Genomic DNA, 16,667 nt, shown 5'->3' with positions numbered 1-16,667 from the left:
AAAAGAAAAACTGGGTGTGTGGGTAGCAGAGGCCGGAGAAAGGAACGTTCGGGGGAAAAAAATCAGGTATGTTTTGTGTTTTTTTTTTTTTTCCCCCCCCCCCCCCCCCCCCGCCGGCTTAGTGATCGAGATAGATATAGTTTTCCCAGCTTTTCATGCGGATCAGGATCTTCCTGATCAGCGACAGCTCTTTCAGGTGATCCGAGTAGACCGCCGCCTCGAGGGTGGCCCCCTGCGGCAGAGCGTATTCGGCAAAACGCGGATCGGTCACCTTCAGCACCACCAGCGCCCGGCCATGGGTATTGAGCGCGTCTGTGGTCAGCAGTTTGCCCTGCCCCTGGAACTGGCTCTCGCCAATCGCCGGCAGCACGTCGGCCACTTCTCCGCGAAAGACGGTGCCCGGGATAGCCGGAAACATCAGCTCCGCGGGCTCGCCTTTGTGCAGACGCTGCAGGGCGTTCTGGCGAAATGCCGCGACGTACTCCCGCGAGGCGGCGCCCTCCACCGGCACAAAGGTCATCAGCGGGATCATCCCCAGCGCAGTGGACATGGTGCCCGGCCGTAAGCCGACGGTACTGACATAGCCATCCTCCGGGGCGCGGACGACGGTGTTCTCCAGCTGAAACTGCGCCTTTTGCAGCTGCGCCAGCAGGGAGGCCACGGTGGTGTTTTTGCCCTTCACCACCGAGTCCAGCGCATTACGCGCCTGAACCACCTTTGCCTGAGCCGCGCTGACGCTGGCTTCATCGGCTTTCCACGTCTGCAGACGGGTATCAACCATTTGATCGGAGAAGGCGCCCTGGGCATGGCCCTCCCGATAGCGGGCATACTCCCGCCGCGACTGGTCGCGCTGGGCCACCGCACGGCTCAGCTCGGCCTGCGCCTGGCTTAACGCCGCGTTTAAGGAGAGCGCATCCTGACTGGCTGCTTTTATCTGCGCCTGCAGATCGTCCACTTTCGCCTGGAACGGCGTCGGGTCGAGGGTAAACAGCACATCGCCCTTATGCAGCATCTGGTTAGGCTTCACCGGTACGCTCTGCACCCGGCCGCGTACCTGCGACACAATCGGCACGGTGCGAAACACCTGGTTACCGACGTCGGTATAAGGGAAGTTGTAGTTCATCCCGAAGATCACCGCGCCAATCAGGGCGATACCGCCGAGCACCGCCGTCGGTACGGTCCACTTATTGAGCGGGATGCGAAAAACTTTAAACACCACGATGCATAGCGCGGCGTAGGTCAGCAACATTAACGTTTCCATTATTTTGCCTCCTTCGCTTTCAGAACGTCCACCTCGCGCTGGACCTGTTCCAGCTGCTGGACCACCGTTTCCAGACGCTGATGCAGCGCCTGCTGCTCGTCGGCAATGTGGCGCATCCCCCATCCGCGGTCTTCGCGCCACAGCGTCGCCCAGATCCATAACAAGGGCCACAGCGCGTGGAGGGTAAATAAGCTGACCCAACCGGCATAATGAATCGCATCCTGATGAGGATGACGCCGCTCTTTGGCGATTTCATAAGGAATATCGTGAATAACAATCACGCCATAAAAAAGTATTAAGGCCACGGCGATCAGAATGGCCAGCGCCACATAGTCCAGGGTCATAAAATAACTCCAGAGTGCAAGGTTAAATAAATAAAACAGCCAGATTCAGGCGTAACGGGGCCGGGGGAAAAAGCGCGCTTAGCGCTTTCCCTGGCGGTAATAGCAACGTGATGGCGTGAATCTGCCGAATCGGATTTAGAATTTCTCAGGAATATGACGGTCGATGGAGATCAGCTTGCCTTTTTTCACCGTGATATATCCCCCCTCGCGCAGCGCGGCCAGCACCTGGTACACATAGCTGCGCGAGAGATTGGTTCGTTTAATAATAAATGCCGACAGGCTCTCATGCTGACCCCCATCAATTTCGCCGCGATATAAATAGCGCGACAGCATCGATTTAATGGTCTGAAAGCTGGTCTGGCTGCCGCGTTCATAGTGGGCATCAAGGGCAAATATGCCCATATAGGCCAGGATCGTGGTCAGCTCTTGCATATAGCCCGGCGACGAATGAAAGAATATTCGCTCAAAATCGCTGGCGGTTATTTTCGCCAGCTGGCACTCGCCCAGACACTGATAATAGAGCGCGACCGACGGACAATAATGTTCCAGTAATCCTAACGGCATATGCGCGATAACAATCCCGACCAGGTTCTGCTCATCACCAAAGGCCAATGTCATTTGCCCCTGCAGCAGAAAGTAGAGATAGCCCGACTGCGGAATAAAGCCCTGGTCTTTGCCCAAACTCAGCGTTTCACTGCAGGCGATCACCGCCGGCAGATGCGTAGTCAGCGTCAGCTTCTGGTACCGATCGTAAATATCGCCAAAACTGGGGTTCATCGCGCTACGCACTCCTTTACCTTTGGCCACCGCGGCGGGGCTAACCGCGACCTGGTGAACTATACCTAAGCGGGTGGGGAAGGAAAAGTCCAGATCTGGAGTGGCGAAATATTCCGCCTGGCTCACATTTTTTACCCTCGCCTCCCTGTTTCGTGACCCAATCGTTCCGCTTACCGGTGGGCTGTGCTTTAATGAGCTAAACCGGTTTAATAAAGTTTAGCTTAGAGGAGCTTGTCGTATGAATGGAAAAATCTGGGTACTCGGCGATGCGGTCGTCGATCTCCTGCCCGATGGAGAGGGCCGCCTGCTGCAATGCCCCGGCGGCGCGCCGGCCAACGTGGCGGTCGGCGTGGCGCGGCTCGGCGGTGACAGCGGGTTTATCGGCCGCGTCGGCGACGATCCCTTCGGCCGTTTTATGCGTCACACCCTGGCGCAGGAGCAAGTGGATGTGAACTATATGCGCCTCGATGCGGCGCAGCGCACCTCCACGGTGGTGGTCGATCTCGATAGCCACGGGGAGCGCACCTTTACCTTTATGGTCCGTCCGAGCGCCGACCTGTTCCTTCAGCCCGAGGATCTCCCGCCGTTTGCCGCCGGTCAGTGGCTGCACGTCTGCTCCATCGCTCTCAGCGCGGAGCCGAGCCGCAGCACGACATTCGCGGCGATGGAGGCGATAAAGCGCGCCGGGGGCTATGTCAGCTTCGACCCCAATATCCGCAGCGACCTGTGGCAGGATCCGCAGGACCTTCGCGACTGTCTCGACCGGGCGCTGGCCCTCGCCGACGCCATAAAACTTTCGGAAGAGGAGCTGGCGTTTATCAGCGGCAGCGACGACATCGTCAGCGGCATCGCCCGGCTGAACGCCCGCTTCCAGCCGACGCTACTGCTGGTGACCCAGGGTAAAGCGGGGGTCCAGGCCGCCCTGCGCGGGCAGGTTAGCCACTTCCCTGCCCGCCCGGTGGTGGCCGTCGATACCACCGGCGCCGGCGATGCCTTTGTCGCCGGGCTACTCGCCGGCCTCGCCGCCCACGGTATCCCGGACAACCTCGCAGCCCTGGCTCCCGACCTCGCGCTGGCGCAAACCTGCGGCGCGCTGGCCACCACCGCCAAAGGCGCCATGACCGCCCTGCCCTACAAGGACGATCTTCAGCGCTCGCTGTGATCCCCTTGGGCCGGTTAACGGCCCACTTTGCTGGCGACATCACAATTCTTAAACCGGTTTAGCAATTTTTATTTTCACCGCGTTACCGACATGTTTAACATATCAACTAAACCGGTTTAGCAAACATTAGCACACTCACTGATTTACCTTTGGATGTCACCAACATGTATAAAAAACGGAAGTTAGCCATTCTTATTGCTTTGCTAACCGGCACCGCCGCCGCCCATGGGCAGACAGACCTGAACAGCATTGAAGCGCGTCTCGCCGCCCTGGAAAAACGCCTGCAGGACGCCGAGACCCGCGCCAGCACTGCCGAAAGCCGCGCCGCCTCAGCGGAGCAGAAAGTTCAGCAGTTAACCCAGCAGCAGCAGCAAACCCAGGCCACCACCCAGCAGGTGGCCAGGCGCACCACTCAACTGGAAGAAAAAGCCGAACGGCCCGGCGGCTTTGAGTTCCACGGCTATGCGCGTTCCGGGGTGATCATGAACGACTCGGCCGCCAGTACCAAATCCGGCGCTTATATGACCCCCGCCGGGGAGACCGGCGGCGCCATTGGTCGCCTGGGCAACCAGGCCGACACCTATGTGGAAATGAACCTCGAACATAAACAGACCCTGGACAACGGGGCGACCACCCGTTTCAAAGTGATGGTGGCCGACGGACAGACCACCTATAACGACTGGACGGCAAGCAGCAGCGACCTGAACGTACGCCAGGCGTTCGTCGAGCTGGGCAATCTGCCGACCTTCGAAGGCCCGTTCAAAGGCTCGACCCTGTGGGCCGGGAAACGCTTTGACCGCGACAACTTCGACATCCACTGGATTGACTCGGATGTGGTGTTCCTCGCCGGGACCGGCGGCGGGATCTACGACGTGAAATGGAACGACAGCCTGCGCAGCAACTTCTCGTTATACGGCCGCAACTTTGGCGATATCGCCGACAGCAGCAACAGCGTGCAGAACTATATCGTCAGCATGAATAACTTTGCCGGCCCGGTGCAGATGATGGTCAGCGGGATGCGGGCGAAAGATAATGACGACCGCCAGGACGCGAACGGCAATCTGGTGAAAGGCGATGCCGCTAACACCGGGGTTCATGCCCTGCTGGGCCTGCACAATGAGAGCTTCTATGGCCTGCGCGACGGGACCAGCAAAACGGCCCTGCTGTACGGCCACGGGCTGGGCGCCGAGGTTAAAGGCATCGGCTCCGACGGCGCGCTGCGCCCGGGGGCCAATACCTGGCGCTTCGCCAGCTATGGCACCACGCCGCTGAGCGATCGCTGGTTTATTGCCCCGGCCGTGCTGGCGCAGAGCAGTAAAGATCGTTATGTCGATGGCGACAGCTATCAGTGGGCCACCCTCAACCTGCGTCTGATTCAGGAAGTGACGCAGAACTTCGCCCTCGCCTGGGAGGGCAGCTATCAGTACATGGATCTGCAGCCTGAAGGCTACAACGATCGCCATGCGGTCAATGGCAGCTTCTACAAGCTGACCTTCGCCCCGACCTTCAAGGTGGGCAGCATCGGCGACTTCTTCTCGCGGCCGGAGATCCGCTTCTATACATCGTGGATGGACTGGAGCAAAAAACTGGACAACTACGCCAACGATGACGCGTTAGGCAGCAACGGATTCAAATCGGGCGGCGAATGGTCGTTCGGTATGCAAATGGAGACCTGGTTCTGACGGCCACCGGGGCGACAGGGTAAATAACACATAAATATAAGGTTCGCGGCGCCTGCCACGGCTGGCGCCGCCCACGCCATATCATCATGCATTTAGAGGGTACTATGGATTTTGAACAGATTTCCCGCTCACTGCTTCCCCTGCTGGGCGGCAAGGAAAATATCGCCAGCGCCGCGCACTGCGCCACCCGCCTGCGGCTGGTGCTGGTCGACGACGCGCTCGCCGATCAGCAGGCGATTGGCAAAATCGACGGGGTGAAAGGCTGCTTTCGCAATGCCGGACAGATGCAGATCATCTTCGGCACCGGGGTGGTCAATAAAGTCTATGCCGCCTTTATCCAGGCCGCAGGCATCAGCGAATCGAGCAAATCCGAAGCCGCCGACCTGGCGGCGAAAAAGCTGAACCCGTTCCAGCGCATCGCCCGCCTGCTGTCCAACATCTTCGTGCCGATTATTCCGGCCATCGTCGCCTCCGGCCTGCTGATGGGCCTGCTGGGGATGGTGAAAACCTACGGTTGGGTCGACCCGAGCAACGCTCTCTATATCATGCTGGATATGTGCAGTTCGGCGGCGTTTATCATTCTGCCGATCCTGATCGGCTTTACCGCCGCCCGCGAATTTGGCGGTAACCCCTATCTGGGCGCGACCCTCGGCGGGATCCTCACCCACCCGGCGCTGACCAACGCCTGGGGCGTCGCCGCCGGCTTCCACACCATGAATTTCTTCGGCATCGAAGTGGCGATGATCGGTTACCAGGGCACCGTCTTCCCGGTGCTGCTGGCGGTGTGGTTTATGAGCATGGTCGAGAAGCGGCTGCGCCGCGTGATCCCTGACGCGCTGGACCTGATCCTCACTCCGTTCCTGACGGTGATTATCTCCGGCTTTATCGCCCTGCTGCTGATCGGCCCGGCCGGTCGCGCGCTCGGCGACGGCATTTCGTTTATCCTCAGCACGCTTATCAGCCACGCCGGCTGGCTGGCGGGCCTGCTGTTCGGCGGCCTCTATTCGGTGATCGTCATTACCGGTATCCATCACAGCTTCCATGCCATCGAAGCCGGACTGCTGGGCAACCCATCGATTGGCGTCAACTTCCTGCTGCCGATCTGGGCGATGGCCAACGTCGCCCAGGGCGGCGCCTGCTTTGCGGTGTGGTTTAAAACCAAAGATGCCAAAATAAAAGCCATCACCCTGCCGTCGGCGTTTTCGGCGATGCTGGGGATCACCGAGGCGGCAATCTTCGGGATTAACCTGCGCTTTGTGAAACCGTTTATCGCCGCGCTGGTGGGCGGTGCCGCCGGCGGCGCCTGGGTGGTGTCGATGCACGTCTACATGACCGCGGTGGGCCTGACGGCGATCCCGGGGATGGCTATCGTGCAGGCCAGCTCGCTGCTGAACTACATTATCGGAATGGCGATCGCCTTCGCCGTGGCCTTCGCGCTCTCTCTGACGCTGAAATACAAAACGGACGCTGAATAATGTCATTACCGTCACGCCTGCCTGCGATCCTGCAGGCCGTTATGCAGGGCCAGCCGCAGGCGCTGGCCGACAGCCATTATCCACAATGGCATCTGGCGCCGGTCAACGGACTGCTGAACGATCCTAACGGCTTTTGCCAGGTCGCCGGGCGTTACCACCTGTTTTATCAGTGGAACCCGCTCGCCTGCGACCATACCTATAAGTGCTGGGGACACTGGAGCTCTACCGATCTGCTGCACTGGCGGCACGAACCTATCGCCCTGATGCCGGATGAAGAGTATGACCGCAACGGCTGCTACTCTGGCAGCGCGGTCGAGTTCGAGGGCGCCCTGACTCTGTGCTACACCGGCAACGTGAAATTCCCCGACGGCGGGCGCACCGCCTGGCAATGTCTGGCGACCGAGAATGCCGATGGCACCTTCCGCAAGCTGGGGCCGGTGCTGCCGCTGCCAGAAGGCTATACCGGCCATGTGCGCGACCCTAAAGTGTGGCGGCAGGACGGGCGCTGGTACATGGTTCTTGGGGCGCAGGATGTGCAACAGCGCGGCAAAGTGCTGCTGTTTACCGCCAGCGACCTGCGAGAGTGGCGCCTGGTAGGGGAGATCGCCGGGCACGATGTGAACGGCCTGGCGAACGCCGGCTACATGTGGGAGTGCCCGGATCTCTTTCCGCTGGCGGACACCCACCTGCTGATCTGCTGCCCGCAGGGGCTGGCCCGCGAAGCGCAGCGCTTTCTCAATACCTATCCGGCGGTGTGGATGGCAGGCCGCTTCGACGCCGAACGCGGGATCTTCGACCACGGCCCGCTGCACGAGCTGGACAGCGGATTTGAGTTCTACGCGCCGCAGACCATGCAGGCCGATGATGGCCGCCGCCTGCTGGTCGGCTGGATGGGCGTCCCCGACGGGGACGAGATGCATCAGCCCACCCGCGCGCAGGGCTGGATCCATCAGATGACCTGCGTGCGTGAGCTGGAGTGGCAGGCTGGCACTCTGTATCAGCGTCCGCTGCGCGAGCTGGTCGCCCTGCGCGGGGAAGCCCAGGGCTGGCGCGGACAGACCCTGCCCCTCGCCCCGATGGAGCTGGCCTTTGACATCGCCCCCAACAGCACGCTGGGGCTGGACTTTGCCGGCGCCCTGCAGCTCACCGTCAATCGCGACGGCCTACGTCTGTCGCGCCGTGGCCTGCAGACGGCAGAGATGCATCACCGCTACTGGCGCGGCGAGGCGCGACGCCTGCGGATCTTTATCGACCGCTCCAGCGTGGAGATTTTCATCAACGATGGCGAGGGGGTAATGAGCAGCCGCTTCTTTCCGGGCTATCCGGGGCAGCTCATCTTCAGCGGTGCGACGCCGGTGGCATTCTGCCGCTGGCTGCTGCGGCCATGCATGGTAGAATAAGCGTTTTGCTTTCAGGCTCCCGGGTGCTGATGAAAACCAAACGCGTAACTATCAAAGATATCGCCGAACTGGCGGGCGTCTCCAAAGCGACCGCCAGCCTGGTACTCAACGGTCGTGGTAAAGAGCTGCGCGTGGCGCAGGAGACGCGCGAGCGCGTACTGGCGATCGCTCGCGAACAGCACTATCAGCCGAGCATTCACGCGCGCTCGCTGCGCGATAACCGCAGCCATACCATTGGTCTGGTGGTGCCGGAGATCACCAACTACGGGTTTGCCGTTTTCTCCCACGAGCTTGAGACGCTCTGCCGGGAAGCCGGCGTGCAGCTGCTTATCTCCTGCACCGACGAAAACCCAGGCCAGGAGAGCGTGGTGGTCAATAACATGATCGCCCGCCAGGTCGACGGCCTGATTGTCGCCTCTTGTATGCACAGCGATGCCGACTATCAGAAGCTCAGCGAACAGCTGCCGGTGGTGCTGTTTGACCGCTCCCCCAGCGACAGCGCCCTGCCGCTGGTGATGACCGACTCGGTCACCCCAACGGCCGAGCTGATCTCTCGTATCGCGCCTCAGCATGCGGACGAGTTCTGGTTTCTCGGCGGCCAGCCGCGGCTGTCGCCGTCGCGCGACCGGCTGGCGGGGTTCACCCAGGGCCTGGCCCAGGCGGGGATCACGCTGCGCCCTGAGTGGGTGATCAACGGCAACTACCACCCCAGCTCCGGCTATGAGATGTTCGCGGCGCTCTGCGCGCGGCTGGGGCGTCCGCCGAAGGCGCTCTTCACCGCGGCCTGCGGGCTGCTCGAAGGGGTGCTGCGCTATATGAGCCAGCATCATCTGCTGGATTCCAATATTCATCTCGCCAGCTTCGACGATCACTATCTGTATGATTCGCTTTCCCTGCGCATTGATACCGTGCAGCAGGATAATCGCCAGCTGGCCTGGCACTGCTATGATCTGCTCAGCCAGCTGATCGACGGTCAGGCCCCGGAGCCGCTTCAGCGCTACCTGCCCGCCACCCTGCAGATTCGCCATCCCTGACGGCGCGGTTGGCAATTAGCGTTTTCGCCTGGCGCGCGCCGCCTGCCTCAGCGCCAGCAGCGCGCTGGCGAGCACCGCGCCAAGGCCGATCGTCACCGGCCAGCGGTAAGCCACCAGCAACGAGGGCAATCCACCATCCGGCGCCAGCATCACCAGATTCCAGCCCGCCAGCCCCGCGTTGCCGTTCAACGCCCGGCTTAACATCCTTTGATGCGGGGCGAATGGCTGAATGGTCTGGTAGTGGCTGCCGAACAGCGGGGGCTGCATCTCTCGCGGGAACTGCGCCTGCACCTGGGCCAGCACGCTGGCCGGCAGCGCGTGCGATGCCGCCAGCAGATGCCCGTCGCCATTCACCAGCAGCAGCTGATAATGCCGCTCCTGGGCGAGGGTCTGGAGAGCGGCGCGCATCGCCGCCAGCGGCCAGGTCGCTTCCCGCTGCGGCGCCGGAATGTTCATCCGCCGCTCAAGGCGTTCCGCCACCCACTGCGCATCCTCCTCCAGCTGGCGGATCTGCCTCTCACGGTAAACCTCTCTGGCCGGCAAATTCATGCCCCGACCGAGCGCCAGGATCGCCAGCCCCGCGAGCAGCGTGACGATAAGGCCCCTTTTTCCCGCTAGCCAGCGCGGCGAGAATTTGCCAAAGGATGGTGTATTCATACGACTCCAGAAACCGCAGGCCACGCGTGGCCCCTGACGAATGGACAACGGAAGTGGCGAAACTGTACAGGATGCGCAGCGCGGGCAAAACAGACAGGCGGAGCCTGGCGGGGAGTATTTTGTTTATTTCTGGACAGGACGGGCGGCAACGGCATCCTTCGCCGTTGCCGCTCGTTGATAAGATTAGTGTTTTTTCCGGTTGCGACGCATATCGATGGTTACCGCCGCAACGATAATGATGCCTTTAATAATATCCTGCACATAGGCATCGACGCCGACAAAGGTAAAACCGCTTTTGATCAGGCCAAGGATCATCGCGCCAATCAGGGTGCCGGTAATGCGCCCCACTCCGCCCATTAAGCTGCTGCCGCCGATCACCGCGGCGGCAATCGCGTCCAGCTCGTAGGACATCCCCATACTCGACTGGCCGCTGCTGACGCGCGCCGCCAGCACCACCCCCGCCAGCCCGGAGAGCGCCCCGGCGATGGTGTAGACGATCACCAGATATTTATTCACGTTGATGCCGGACACTTTGGCCGAGGTCATGTTGCCGCCGATGGCATACACATATTTGCCATACCGGGTATGCTTCAGCGCAATGTGAAACACGGCGGCGATCACGAAGAAGATAATCACCGGCATCGCACCCTGGCCTATCGCCGTAAAGCTGTCGGAGAGGAAGCTGATCGGGTTGCCCTGAGTGTAATACTGCGCCAGACCGCGCGCCGAAACCATCATCCCGAGGGTGGCGATAAACGGCGGGATACCGGTCCGCGTCACCAGGAAACCGTTGGTCAGGCCGCACAGCAGGCCGACGCCGATCCCCGCGCAAATGGGGATCACCGCCGGCAGGTTGACCAGCGCCGGGAACATTGGCGACAGGCTATCGGAGGTTTGCGCCAGGCTGGCCGCCACCACCGCCGCAAGGGCAATAACCGAGCCGGAGGAGAGGTCAATCCCGGTGGTGATGATCACCTGGGTGACGCCGACGGCGATGATGCCGATAATCGCCACCTGCAGCACAATCAGCACCAGCCGGTTGGTATTGAGCAGGAACGACTGGTCGCGTACATACCAGCCGGCGATTTCAAAGGTCAGGGCAATCACCAGCATCACCACAAAGATGCCGGTATCTTTCGGCATTTTATGCCGCAAATTAGCGAAGAAGGAGGAACCCTCGCTGGCCGGAGCCGCCGTTAATTTCATATTACTCATTCTCTGTGCCTCAATGGGATGCCAACGACAAAATGGTTTCCTGGTCGGCTTCGTCTTTTTCCAGGATGCCGGTGATACGACCTTCATGCATCACCATGACCCGATCGCTCATGCCAAGGATTTCCGGCAGTTCAGAGGAGACCATAATCACCGCCACCCCCCGATTCGCCAGTTCACTGATAAGATGATAAATCTCCGCCTTCGCCCCGACGTCGATACCGCGGGTCGGCTCATCGAGAATTAAGATTTTCGGTTGCGCTAACAGCCAGCGCGCAATCAGGACTTTTTGCTGATTCCCCCCGCTGAGGTTATTAATAATTTGATCCATCGTCGGCGTTTTAATATTGAGCCGGCGTATTTGCTCCATGCAGTCTTCGGCCATTTTCACGTGCTGGACAAAACCGCTCTTGCCGATATATTCCGGCATTTTGACGATACTCATATTTTCCAGCACCGACAGCACCAGAAACAGGCCCGACTTTTTCCGGTCTTCGGTTAATAATGCCATCCCCTTTTCAATCGCCACGGAGGGGGAATCGATGGTCACCGGCGCCCCGTCGATCAGCACTTCGCCGCTGTCGAAGCGCTCCATACCGAACAGGCTTTCCATCACCTCGCTGCGCCCGGCGCCCACCAGCCCGGCCACGCCCAGGATTTCGCCACGGCGTACGCTAAAGCTGACGTCATGGAACACGCCCTGACGCGTCAGGTTGCGCACCGTCAGCACCTCTTCGCCGATGGTGTTATTAAATTTCGGAAACAGCTGGGTTAATTCGCGGCCCACCATCTGGGTGATCAGCGACTGCCGGGTAAATTCGGTGGTGTTTTTGCTCCCTACCCAAGTGCCGTCGCGAAAGACGCTGATCTCATCGGTGATGGCAAAGATCTCATCCATTTTGTGGCTGATATAGATGATCGCTTTACCCTGGGCGCGCAGGTCGCGGATGATGGTGAACAGGTGAGCCACCTCGCCTTCGGTCAGCGCCGAGGTGGGCTCATCCATGATCACGATATCCGCGTTCCATGAAACCGCTTTGGCAATCTCCACCATCTGCTGGGCGGCGATGCTCAGGTCGCCCACCAGCCGGTCAGCGGTTAAGCGGATATTGAGCTTATCCAGCAGCGCCTGGGTCTGGCGGGTCAGCTGGCCGTGGTCGACAAAGCCGTACTTCATCGGCTCGCGCCCCAGCCAGATATTCTCCGCCACCGTCATATGCGGCACCAGATTGAGCTCCTGGTGGATCATCGAGATCCCCGAGCGCAGCGCATCCATGGTGTCGGTAAACTCCACCGGCTCCCCTTTCACGCGAATCGACCCTTTATCGGGGCGATAGATACCGATCAGGCATTTCATCAGCGTGGATTTACCGGCGCCGTTCTCGCCCATCAGGGCATGCACCGTTCCCGGACGCACGCGCAATGAGACATTATCGAGCGCCTTCACGCCGGGGAAGAACTTACTGATACCTTCGGCTTCAAGGGCAAAAGCGTTCATACATCCACCTCCGTACCACAGGTTGGCCAGGACTATTTCTGATTACGGTTGGTAAATTCAGCCATGTTCTCTTTGGTGATCAGCTGATACGGCACGTCGATGATTTTTTCCACTTTCTCGCCGTTCGCCAGCTTGATGGCCGCGTCGACTGCGCCTTCACCCTGGCCTTTCGCATCCTGGAAGATGGTGGCGATCATCTTGCCGCTCTTCAGCATCTGCAGGGCATCCGGGGTGCCATCCACGCCAGCGATGAGAATATGGTTCGGGTTTTTGCCCAGCGCCTGCAGGGCGCCGATCGCCATTTCATCGTTGTTGGAGGCGATGGCCTGGATATCCTCACCGCTGGTCATCCAGTTGCTGACCACATCCACTGCGTCATTGCGGGTAAATTTCGCGGTCTGCTTCTGGACGATTTTGATGTTCGGGTATTTCGCTACCACCTCTTCCACCCCTTTGGTGCGGTCGCGAGTGGATTCATTCGCCAGGTCGCCGAGCAGGATCGCCACATTGCCCTTACCGTTCATCGCTTTCGCCAGCGCTTCCATCTGCAGACGGCCGGCGAGAATAGAGTCCGATCCCACATAGGCCATCTTGTCGGTCAGCTCCGCCTGCGGACGGCGGTTCACAAACACCAGCGGGATCCCGGCTTTGGTGGCCTGATCCATGATCGGTTTCACCGCGTTGGTATCCACCGGGTTGACGATAATGGCGTCCACCCCCTGGCCGATAAAGTTCTGCACCTGCTGCAGCTGCTGGGAGACATCCCCTTTCGCGTCCTCGATCTGCGATTTAACGCCATCTTTTTTCATCTCTTTTTGCATCGAGGTACGCAGGATCGTCAGGAAGTTATCGTCAAACAGCGCCATCGAGACGCCAATGGAGACATCTTTTGCCATAACCACCGCAGGCAGCATGCAGGCTAACAAAGAGGCAACAATCGTTTTCTTAATATTCATAGTTGATCCTTGATTTTGTAGGTACGCCGGTGAATGAAACAAAATGAAAAATTAATTTCAGTTACGTTGCGGCAAATGTCTGCTGGTATATCGACGACGCTGCGGCACCTCTCGCACTCCATCGTGATCTAAATCACAAATAACGGCTGTTTTATCATCACTATTTTGAAACATCAGTCCATTTACGCCGCAACCTGGATTTCAGACCATTTATTTCATTAACAAGACATTTGAAACTTTTATAAGTAAATAACTGAAATGAAAATTTTAAAACTATGCAGTAACAGAATTTTGACAGACATCTAACATTGCCGCATAAATGAGCGAAAAATGAGAAGCAGACAACGCTTTGAAGCGATCTCTCCCGGCGGGGTTGGCATTTACCCGCCGGGGAAATCCGTGTTGTCAGGAAGGGAGGCGCCGCACGCCTTAGTCCACGTTCTCGGCGCTGTAGAGGATAAAGTCGACTTTACCGTCGGCATAGGTTTGCGGCTGGTAGCCGGACTCCAGATGGCGCAGCATCAGGTCGATCGCCAGCTGGGCGTGCTGGCGGGTGTTCTGATCGAGCGTTAACGCCAGGCTGCCCTTCGCCAGCTGCTGCCGGGTGGTGTTGTAACGCTCATGGGTGATCCAGCAGACGTCGCCTTCGCGGCGGTGGCGGGCCAGCGCCTCGGCAATCTGGGTATTGCCAAGCCCGGTGTTATAGATCCCAACAATATTCCGGCTGCGGCACAGGGCTTGCTCCACCAGGCGGGTGATCTGCTCCCGCCGCTCCTCGCCCGCCAGCACGTCGCTGAGCTGCAGGTGGGGAAAGCGCTGGCTCAGCACCTCGCGGAACCCCTGAATGCGCAGGCGATGCGCGCTGTAATCTTGCCGGCCGCTGACCATCAGCACCTCGCCGGGCCGCGGCGTCATTCTCCCCAGCATTAACCCCGCCGTGCGGCCAGCCTGTAGCTGATTGATCCCCACGTGGCAGAGTCGGTCGGCGCCGGGCAGGTCCGTCGCCAGGGTGATCGCCGGGACGCCAGCCTCCCGGCAGCGGTGCAGCGCGTCGTGCACCGCGGGATGGTCATTGCCGAAGACGATGATCCCTTGACGCTGCTGGCAGCTGCGCGCAATGCGCCGGGCCAGCGTCGTTGGCTGCGACTCCGGGACAAAGGTGCGGTGCAAGGTCAGACGGCGATAGCCGAGGCTATCCGCCACGGCGGCAAAATCCTGCGCCAGCTGCGGAAAGAAGAACGAGTCATTGCTGCTGAGAAAGACCTCAATCTGCCAGGGAAAGCGGTGCTCCTCCGGCAGGATCCGCTTCAGCCCCGCCTCGCGCGCCGCCTGCAGCACTTTGCGCGTGGTCTGCGGCGATACGCCGCCGCGCTCGTTCAGCACCCGGTCAACGGTGGCCACGCCGACGCCAATCTGTCTGGCCAGCATCGCCAGTGAAATGTTTTTCATCGCCCCTCTCTTCATGATGGAAATCCATCAAAACGGCAGTGTCAGTGAGTTTAGCAAACCGATTATGGTGGCAGCGTCCCCTCGCCATTCTGGAGAAAAAAATGATCTGCAAACGTTTTGCCCTGGTAGGCAGTGGTTTTATCGGTCAGGTTCATGCCGCCAGTCTTGCTCGTCATGAAGGAAGTGCGTTGACGATGGTGGCCGATGCCGCCCCGGAGCGCGCCCAGGCGCTGGCCGCCCGCTATGGCGCCCGGGCGGTGACCGTGAGCGAGGCGATCCATAGCGACGCCATCGACGCGGTGCTGATCGCCAGTTCAACCCCGTCGCATGCCGAACTGCTGGAAGCCGCCGCCAGGGCGGGCAAGGCGGTCTATTGCGAAAAACCGATCGACCTCTCCCTGGCGCGCGCCCGTGAGGTGGTGGAGCGGGTGCTCCCCCTGAACGTGCCGGTCACTGTCGGCTTTAACCGGCGCTTCGATAGCAGCCATCAGCAGCTCCGCCGCCAGCTGGAGCAAGGGCTGATCGGCCGGGTCGAGCTGGTGCAGATGGTCTGCCGCGCCTCCAGCATGCCGCCGCTCGACTATCTGCGCAGCTCCGGCGGCCAGATGCGCGATCAGGCGATCCACTTCTTCGATCTCCTGCGCTTTCTCACTGGCGATGAAGTGCGCACCGTAGCAGCGATGGGCGCGGCGCTGGCCCTGCCGGACATTGCCGAATTTGGCGATGTCGACACCTCCATCCTGATGATGCAGATGCGCGGCGGCGCGCTGGCGCAGCTGGACAATACCCGCCGCACCGGCCACGGGTACGATGAACGGATCACCCTGCTGGGCGCCGAAGGCGCGCTGGAGTCCGGTAGCCAGTCGCCGGCGGGCCCTACCCTGTGGCGCGGCAATCAGCGCATTGAGCCGGGCCTGTGGCCGGACTGGTTCAGCCGGGTACAGGGATCTTATTACCAGCATCTTGACGCCTTTATTCGCTCCCTGAATGGTGAAACCGTCGCCGACCTGCCCGGCCTGCTGGACGGCCTGCAGGCGCAGGCCATTGCCGAAGCGGCAGTTCAGTCCCTGCAGCATGGTCAGTTTGTCGCCGTCGACGACTGTCGCTGAGCGGGTGCGAGGCAACCGCTATCAGGCGCTGTACCTGCCTTTATGCCGGGCGGCGGCGATGCCTTGCCCGGCCTACAGAAGACAGGCATTAATACACCTTAATATCAATAGGTTGCATAGATATCCCAGGCCCGTGCAAGCGCAGCGCCGCCGGGCAAGGACAGCGGGCGCAGAGCCGCTTTTATGCCGGGCGGCGGCGTCGCCTTGCCCGGCCTACATAACACAGGCACTAATCTGATTTAATATCAAACGGTTGCAGTAAAATCGTAGGCCCGTGCAAGCGCAGCGCCGCCGGGCAAGAACAGCGGGCGCGGAGCCGTTTTATGCCGGGCGGCGGCGTCGCCTTGCCCGGCCTACATAACACAGGCATTAATATGCTTTAATATCAAACCATTGCATAGATATTCCAGGCCCGCGCAAGCGCAGCGCCGCCGGGCAAGAACAGCCGACGCGGAGCCGTTTTATGCCGGGCGGCGCCGCCGCCTTGCCCGGCCTACATAACACAGGCATTAATATGCTTTAATATCAAACCCTTGCATAAATATCTCAGGCCCGCGCAAGCGCAGCGCCGCCGGGCAAGAACAGCGGGCGCGGAACCGCTTTTATGCCGGGCGGCGGCGTCGCCTTGCCCGGCCTACATAACACAGGCAC

13 protein-coding genes and 1 pseudogene are annotated in these 16,667 nt (G+C 60.2%); 6 read left to right on the top strand and 8 right to left on the bottom strand.

Annotated features, from left to right (window positions below; translation table 11 throughout):
- Window positions 1–118: 118 nt before the first annotated feature.
- From RRF55_RS16400 to RRF55_RS16390, 3 genes are all read right to left on the bottom strand, one after another.
- Window positions 119–1,261 carry an HlyD family secretion protein gene (locus tag RRF55_RS16400; RefSeq protein WP_002892697.1) on the bottom strand — a complete coding sequence of 381 codons (1,143 nt, stop codon included), beginning with the start codon at window positions 1,259–1,261 and terminating at the stop codon, window positions 119–121.
- Window positions 1,261–1,605 carry a DUF3302 domain-containing protein gene (locus RRF55_RS16395; RefSeq protein WP_002892695.1) on the bottom strand — a complete coding sequence of 115 codons (345 nt, stop codon included), beginning with the start codon at window positions 1,603–1,605 and terminating at the stop codon, window positions 1,261–1,263. Before RRF55_RS16395 ends, RRF55_RS16400 begins: the two co-directional genes overlap by 1 nt.
- Window positions 1,606–1,740: 135 nt before the next feature.
- Window positions 1,741–2,382: a helix-turn-helix domain-containing protein gene (locus RRF55_RS16390; protein WP_014599058.1), complete on the bottom strand. Its 642-nt coding sequence runs from the start codon at window positions 2,380–2,382 to the stop codon at window positions 1,741–1,743.
- 238 nt (window positions 2,383–2,620) lie between these two features.
- Here RRF55_RS16390 and RRF55_RS16385 point away from each other — a divergent pair, with 238 nt between their 5' ends.
- From RRF55_RS16385 to RRF55_RS16365, 5 genes are all read left to right on the top strand, one after another.
- Window positions 2,621–3,544 (top strand): aminoimidazole riboside kinase, encoded by a 924-nt coding sequence (locus RRF55_RS16385; protein WP_004177006.1) that lies wholly within the window; start codon window positions 2,621–2,623, stop codon window positions 3,542–3,544.
- A gap of 164 nt (window positions 3,545–3,708) precedes the next feature.
- Complete coding sequence (locus RRF55_RS16380; RefSeq protein ID WP_004147437.1) at window positions 3,709–5,226, top strand: carbohydrate porin; 1,518 nt, start codon at window positions 3,709–3,711, stop codon at window positions 5,224–5,226.
- 104 nt (window positions 5,227–5,330) lie between these two features.
- Window positions 5,331–6,701 carry a sucrose-specific PTS transporter subunit IIBC gene (locus RRF55_RS16375; RefSeq protein WP_002892640.1) on the top strand — a complete coding sequence of 457 codons (1,371 nt, stop codon included), beginning with the start codon at window positions 5,331–5,333 and terminating at the stop codon, window positions 6,699–6,701.
- Complete coding sequence (locus RRF55_RS16370; RefSeq protein ID WP_048331641.1) at window positions 6,701–8,101, top strand: sucrose-6-phosphate hydrolase; 1,401 nt, start codon at window positions 6,701–6,703, stop codon at window positions 8,099–8,101. The genes RRF55_RS16375 and RRF55_RS16370 overlap by 1 nt, the downstream gene beginning before the upstream one ends.
- Window positions 8,102–8,124: 23 nt before the next feature.
- Entirely contained in the window at window positions 8,125–9,135 is a 1,011-nt protein-coding gene (locus RRF55_RS16365) for a LacI family DNA-binding transcriptional regulator (RefSeq protein WP_014907957.1), read from the top strand.
- A 47-nt stretch (window positions 9,136–9,182) separates the two neighbouring features.
- On the opposite strand, the pseudogene RRF55_RS16360 reads toward RRF55_RS16365, so the two are convergent.
- From RRF55_RS16360 to RRF55_RS16340, 5 genes and pseudogenes are all read right to left on the bottom strand, one after another.
- A pseudogene (locus RRF55_RS16360) lies at window positions 9,183–9,792 on the bottom strand (hypothetical protein).
- Window positions 9,793–9,975: 183 nt separating this feature from the next.
- The gene (locus tag RRF55_RS16355; RefSeq protein WP_004152946.1) at window positions 9,976–10,998 is read right to left on the bottom strand and encodes an ABC transporter permease; all 1,023 of its coding nucleotides are present in this window, start codon (window positions 10,996–10,998) and stop codon (window positions 9,976–9,978) included.
- Between the two features lie 19 nt (window positions 10,999–11,017).
- A complete protein-coding gene (locus RRF55_RS16350) occupies window positions 11,018–12,502 on the bottom strand; it encodes a sugar ABC transporter ATP-binding protein (RefSeq protein ID WP_004142660.1) in 1,485 nt (494 codons plus the stop codon).
- 32 nt (window positions 12,503–12,534) lie between these two features.
- Entirely contained in the window at window positions 12,535–13,458 is a 924-nt protein-coding gene (locus RRF55_RS16345; protein WP_002892597.1) for a sugar ABC transporter substrate-binding protein, read from the bottom strand.
- 429 nt (window positions 13,459–13,887) lie between these two features.
- On the bottom strand, window positions 13,888–14,907 hold the full coding sequence (locus RRF55_RS16340) for a LacI family DNA-binding transcriptional regulator (RefSeq protein ID WP_004151797.1): 1,020 nt from the start codon (window positions 14,905–14,907) through the stop codon (window positions 13,888–13,890).
- Between the two features lie 101 nt (window positions 14,908–15,008).
- Between RRF55_RS16340 and RRF55_RS16335 the strand changes: the two genes are divergently transcribed.
- On the top strand, window positions 15,009–16,016 hold the full coding sequence (locus RRF55_RS16335; protein WP_004177011.1) for a Gfo/Idh/MocA family oxidoreductase: 1,008 nt from the start codon (window positions 15,009–15,011) through the stop codon (window positions 16,014–16,016).
- Window positions 16,017–16,667: the final 651 nt, after the last annotated feature.

The organism is Klebsiella sp. K47 (genome assembly GCF_051858335.1).
Classification (GTDB): domain Bacteria; phylum Pseudomonadota; class Gammaproteobacteria; order Enterobacterales; family Enterobacteriaceae; genus Klebsiella; species Klebsiella pneumoniae.
This window is presented reverse-complemented; position numbering and strand designations above follow the sequence as displayed.

What these genes read in the sequence shown, in the direction of transcription:
- RRF55_RS16335 (WP_004177011.1), top strand. Translation starts at nt 15,009, where the DNA reads ATGATCTGCAAACGTTTTGCCCTGGTAGGCAGTGGTTTTATCGGTCAG.
- RRF55_RS16355 (WP_004152946.1), bottom strand. Translation starts at nt 10,998, where the DNA reads ATGAAATTAACGGCGGCTCCGGCCAGCGAGGGTTCCTCCTTCTTCGCT.
- RRF55_RS16400 (WP_002892697.1), bottom strand. Translation starts at nt 1,261, where the DNA reads ATGGAAACGTTAATGTTGCTGACCTACGCCGCGCTATGCATCGTGGTG.
- RRF55_RS16390 (WP_014599058.1), bottom strand. Translation starts at nt 2,382, where the DNA reads ATGAACCCCAGTTTTGGCGATATTTACGATCGGTACCAGAAGCTGACG.
- RRF55_RS16375 (WP_002892640.1), top strand. Translation starts at nt 5,331, where the DNA reads ATGGATTTTGAACAGATTTCCCGCTCACTGCTTCCCCTGCTGGGCGGC.
- RRF55_RS16385 (WP_004177006.1), top strand. Translation starts at nt 2,621, where the DNA reads ATGAATGGAAAAATCTGGGTACTCGGCGATGCGGTCGTCGATCTCCTG.
- RRF55_RS16395 (WP_002892695.1), bottom strand. Translation starts at nt 1,605, where the DNA reads ATGACCCTGGACTATGTGGCGCTGGCCATTCTGATCGCCGTGGCCTTA.
- RRF55_RS16370 (WP_048331641.1), top strand. Translation starts at nt 6,701, where the DNA reads ATGTCATTACCGTCACGCCTGCCTGCGATCCTGCAGGCCGTTATGCAG.
- RRF55_RS16340 (WP_004151797.1), bottom strand. Translation starts at nt 14,907, where the DNA reads ATGAAAAACATTTCACTGGCGATGCTGGCCAGACAGATTGGCGTCGGC.
- RRF55_RS16345 (WP_002892597.1), bottom strand. Translation starts at nt 13,458, where the DNA reads ATGAATATTAAGAAAACGATTGTTGCCTCTTTGTTAGCCTGCATGCTG.
- RRF55_RS16350 (WP_004142660.1), bottom strand. Translation starts at nt 12,502, where the DNA reads ATGAACGCTTTTGCCCTTGAAGCCGAAGGTATCAGTAAGTTCTTCCCC.
- RRF55_RS16380 (WP_004147437.1), top strand. Translation starts at nt 3,709, where the DNA reads ATGTATAAAAAACGGAAGTTAGCCATTCTTATTGCTTTGCTAACCGGC.